The organism is Thermoflexus sp. (genome assembly GCF_025055495.1).
GTDB lineage: Bacteria > Chloroflexota > Anaerolineae > Thermoflexales > Thermoflexaceae > Thermoflexus.
This window is the reverse complement of the sequence record NZ_JANWXB010000068.1, coordinates 1-4,502: the sequence shown is the minus strand read 5'-3', so window position 1 is coordinate 4,502 and position 4,502 is coordinate 1. Positions and strand designations below refer to the sequence as shown.

Annotated in this window: 4 protein-coding genes; 2 read left to right on the top strand and 2 right to left on the bottom strand. The window is 67.5% G+C overall.

Annotation, left to right across the window (positions count from 1 at the left end):
- Both NZM16_RS02565 and NZM16_RS02555 read left to right on the top strand, forming a co-directional pair.
- On the top strand, window positions 1–1,916 hold a 1,916-nt coding region (locus tag NZM16_RS02565; protein ID WP_295478308.1), incomplete at its 5' end, for a vWA domain-containing protein.
- Window positions 1,917–2,206: 290 nt separating this feature from the next.
- Complete coding sequence (locus tag NZM16_RS02555; protein ID WP_295450253.1) at window positions 2,207–2,965, top strand: TIGR00266 family protein; 759 nt, start codon at window positions 2,207–2,209, stop codon at window positions 2,963–2,965.
- Between the two features lie 205 nt (window positions 2,966–3,170).
- On the opposite strand, the gene NZM16_RS02550 is transcribed toward NZM16_RS02555, so the two are convergent.
- Together NZM16_RS02550 and NZM16_RS02545 are read right to left on the bottom strand one after the other, a co-directional pair.
- Window positions 3,171–3,656: a copper chaperone PCu(A)C gene (locus tag NZM16_RS02550; protein WP_295450255.1), complete on the bottom strand. Its 486-nt coding sequence runs from the start codon at window positions 3,654–3,656 to the stop codon at window positions 3,171–3,173.
- 81 nt (window positions 3,657–3,737) lie between these two features.
- Window positions 3,738–4,397, bottom strand: coding sequence for an SCO family protein (locus NZM16_RS02545; RefSeq protein ID WP_295450258.1), 660 nt, complete (start codon window positions 4,395–4,397; stop codon window positions 3,738–3,740).
- Window positions 4,398–4,502: the final 105 nt, after the last annotated feature.

The following is a 4,502-nucleotide window of genomic DNA, read 5'->3' as shown; positions in this document are numbered from 1 at the left end:
TGGAGCGCTGGGCGCGGCCAGCGCCGCGCGTCCTGTTCTTGCTCGACGACTCCAGCAGCCTCCCCGCCGATTTCCGTCATCGGGGGGCCGAAGAGCTGGTCCGCGATCTGGCGACGCAGCTGAAGGCGGCCTCCCCCAACGTGCAGTTTCGCGTCGCTAAGATCTACGAAGGGGGCGTTTACATCGGCGCGAACGTCTGGACGGACGATCCGCAGGCCCTGCCCGCTCAGGTGCGGCATGCCGTGGGGTCCGGCTCGCGCCTGTGGGAAGCCCTGGCCGACGCCGCGCGGCACGGCCCCACAGCCATCGTGATGGTCACCGACGGCCAGGCCACCGACGGGACGGGCCAGCGGATCCAAACGCCGCCGCCAGGGCTGTTCGCGGCGGTGAGCGCCGGCCCGCCTGCGGTGATCATCGGCGTGGGGGAGGTAGATCCCGCGATGCTGGCGGAGCTGGGGCGGGCCGGCCGGCTGGGCGCGTTCCCCGCCGGCACCCGTGAAGAGGCGATCCAGGCCGTCGTGCAGGCCCTGGAGGCGAATCCGCCGCCCCCCTATCGCCTGACCTACCGGACTACAGCGGCGGGCGAGGGGCCGCGCACCGTGCGCCTGTTCGAGCGCTACGGCCCGGCGGACGCACCGCGCCGGTCGCCATTGGCGGAGGCCACCTATACGCCGCCGCCCCCGGCTCAGCGCGCCGATCCCCCGGCCCTCAGCGGGCTGTTCCTCACGGTCACCGTGGGCTCTCAAAAGGTGACGCGCGTGCTGGGCGGGCTGTGGACCCGGAACAACGAGGAGCGTCCGACCCCGGAGCACCTGGCGGAAGTGCGTCGGGCGCTGCAGGGCCGCACCACGCTGGCCTTCGAGGCGGGGGCGCCGTCGCCCGCCCATGTGCTGGATGACCTCTACACCGCGATGCTGTCGCTGCGCCCCGTCTTAGAGGCGCCGGATCGGGAGGCGGGCCATCGGGCCATCGCCACCCAGCCCCTCTATCTGCCCCCGCCGGATCTGCACGCGGCCTCCATCCTGCTGCCCGATGATCCGGCCGGGCCGCTGACCTTCGAGACCGGGCTGCGCGTGACCCTGCACCGCGTCCTGCCCGCGCGAACCCCCGATGGGCAGCCCGCTGCGGTGAGCTGGCTGGACCTGCTGCCCCTAACGGGCTTTCGCACGGCCGATGCCGACCCCGTCCGGGCCTTCCGCCTGACGGCCCAGCGCACGGCCCGGCTGGCCTTGGCGGAGGCGCTGGCCTTCCCTGCGAACACCGTGAACGCCTTAAAGGGCAAGACCCTGCGCGTGGCACGGTATGAGCACGAGATCCCTCAGCAGCTGAAGGCGGCCGGCGCCGATGAGGCCACCATCCGGCGCGCCCTGGAGATGTTCCGCCCGTGGGCGGAGGGCGGACACGCTGTGCTGCTGCCGGAGGACGGCACCCTAGCCGGGTGGGCGGTGGATCGGAACGGCGCGGTGTGGGGGGTGCTGGGCGGTGAGGGGGCGCGGACGGCGGGCGGCGGCGGCGAGTTCTCGCCGGTTGACATCTTGGAGGCGGCGATGCTGGCCAGCGACCTGATGGTGGTCGCCGGGCTGGGGGGCTTCAGCTTCGCCGGAGGGGTCTGGCTGGTGTTCGCCAAGGTGATGCATCAGAAGCTGGAGGCGGTCACGGCGCTGCTGGCGCAGTTGCCGACTTCCGCCGACGACCCGGCCCCGGACTTCAGTGAGGCGGAGGAGATCGCCGACTTTTCGGATCTGCGGTGCGAGTTGACCCAGGCCGTGGCGTTCGAGGCAGTCAGCCGGGTCGGCGGCCTGCTCCTTCGCAGCAACGAGCCGCTGGCCCAGGGCCTTGAGCGGGCGGTGGCCGGGGTCTCGGCCCTGGACGGCGCAAGCAGCCTGATCCGGGGCAGGGGGTTGTTCTGCGACTGAATGCTATTGAAGGAGATGACCGATGGATCGGATCCAGCTCCCTTTCGCACCGGCCGTTCGGAGGATGACCGCTGCCCGGCTCGCCGGCCATCGACGCCGGGACGAACGTGGGGTGCCCGCCCACGGATCAGCGCGGGGTGCCTCGCCCCAAGGGCCGCACTGCGATATCGGGGCCTTCGAGCGCGGGTTCCTCCTGTATTTGCCCCTGGTGCTGCGGTCGCCTTGAGAGAGCGTCCATTCGGATGATGGGGGAGAATATAAACACATTCCGAATGCCCAGGAGGCCAATCATGGTGGATGTGATCGACTATGTGATCATCGGCCACGAGATGCAGTTGGTGGAGATCGCCCTGGATCCCGGGGAAGGGGTGCGGGCGGAGGCGGGAGCGATGATGTATATGGAAGACGGCATCCAGATGCAGACGGGCACCGGCGGCGGGTTGTTCAAGGGTCTGGCCCGCATGCTGGTCGGTGAGAGCTTCTTCATCACCACCTTCGTGAACCAGGGCACCAAGCGGGCCCGGGTGGCCTTCGCCTCGCCGTATCCCGGCAAGATCATCCCGCTGGACCTCAAGGCGCTGGGGGGGAGCTTTCTGTGTCAAAAGGACGCCTTCGTGTGCGCGGCGCGGGGGGTGGAGGTCGAGGTGGCCTTCACCAAGCGCATCGGCGCGGGCGTCTTCGGCGGCGAGGGGTTCATCCTCCAGCGCCTGACGGGGGAGGGTCTGGCCTTCGTGCACGCCGGGGGGACGATCATCGAGAAAGACCTGGGGCCTGGGGAGACCCTCCGGGTGGATACGGGGTGTCTGGTGGCCTTCGCCCCCAGCGTGGATTACGACATCCAGTTCGTCGGGGGCTTCAAGAACGCGCTGTTCGGCGGCGAAGGGATCTTCCTGGCCCGGCTCACGGGGCCCGGGAAGGTGTATCTGCAGAGCCTGCCGTTCTCGCGCCTGGCGGATCGGATCATCGCGGCCGCCCGTTCCGGCCGGGCCGAGGAGTCCCGGCGCGTCGCCGGCAGCGGCCTGCTGGGCGAGCTCATCAAAGGCGACTGAAGGCAACGGCCTGCCGGAAACCGAATCGCCAGAACCGTTCGAGCAGGCCTCTTGCTCTCTGGATCGCCTTGCCCCCCCAGCCCCTGACATCAACGATGGGGAGGCAGCAGCCTTCGGCGCCGCCTCCCCATCCCCATGCATCTATTGAAGCAAGCGAAGCGGCAGCGTCCTCGGGAAGGAAAGGAAAGGATAGGAAGGCGGATCGTTACGGCATTTCCTTCACGGTGACGGAAATGGGGATCTCCCCGCTTTTCTCAAAGCGGAGCGTCAGGTTGAACGTATCCCCCACCTTCAGATCCCGCTTGAGGCCGATCAGCATAATGTGGAGACCGCGGGGTCGGAACTCCACCCTCCCTCGAGCCGGGATCTCCACCCGAGGAACGGGCTGCATTTTGGCCACATCCCCCTCCATCTTGGTCTCGTGGATCTCCACCTTCTCCGCCACGTCCGAAGCGGCGCCGATGAGGACGTCCGGCTGATCCCCGTCGTTGATCGCCACGAAGTAGACCGCGCTCGTGCTACCTCCACCGTGGCTCATCCCATGCCCGTGCTCCATTCCCATCCCCATTGCTCCGGGGCGGGCCCACGGGTCCTGGATCGTAATGCGCGGGCCCGTTGCGGCTGGGGCCGCGCAGGCGGCCAGCAAGCCAACCAGCGTAGCGACAGTCAGGACACGCAACAAACCTTTCATAGCGAATGACCTCCTGAACGATTGGGTATGGTTAGGATGCCGCATTCGGCAGGCCTTTCGGGCATATCGTCGTGATCTCGGTCAGGATGCAGATCGTTCACGCACCAGGCGGCGGATCTTCTCCATGGCGTCCTTGGTCTCCGTCCGGCTTCCCGGAAGGAGCGCCCGCACCTGTCCCTGACGATCCACCAGAAAGATTCGATCGGTGTGATTGATGAAATAGGTGACCTCTGACCCGGTCGCGCTGGGGGTCCCGCTGACCGGCGTTCCCTGGACCATATAGACCCGTTCGGTATAGATCCCCAGCACCTCCGTCAGATGGCGGATGGTGGAGGGATCGCCGGTGAGGAAAACCCAGTTGCGGAGATCGACTTTTCGAACCTGCGCGTAACGCCGAAGGACCTCCGGGGTGTCCCGCTCCGGATCAAAGGTAATGGTCACGAAGAACACCTCGTCCGATAACCCCGCGGCGGCGACTTGCTTTTGGAGTTCCATCATCTGGGCGGTGATCAATGGGCAGATATCCGGGCAATGGGTGTAAATCATCCCCAGGACGACCACCTTGCCCCGGGTCTGGCCTAACCAGAAGGTGCGGCCGTCCTGATCGATGAACGGCCAGTCCGGCACGGTCATGTAGACCGGGAGAGATTCCGCCCGGACATCCATCGCGATTTTCACCGCCCCGGCCGCGGCCACGAACAGCAATCCGATCCCAACGCCCAACCAGAACCAGCGCGGCATTCTGATCCAGTCCTCCGAGAGAGGTTTAGAGGGCGGAAGAGGCCGGCCACAGCGTCCTCTTCTGCCCAACCCATGCCTCCTACAAGCAGAGCGTCTGGAGGTGGG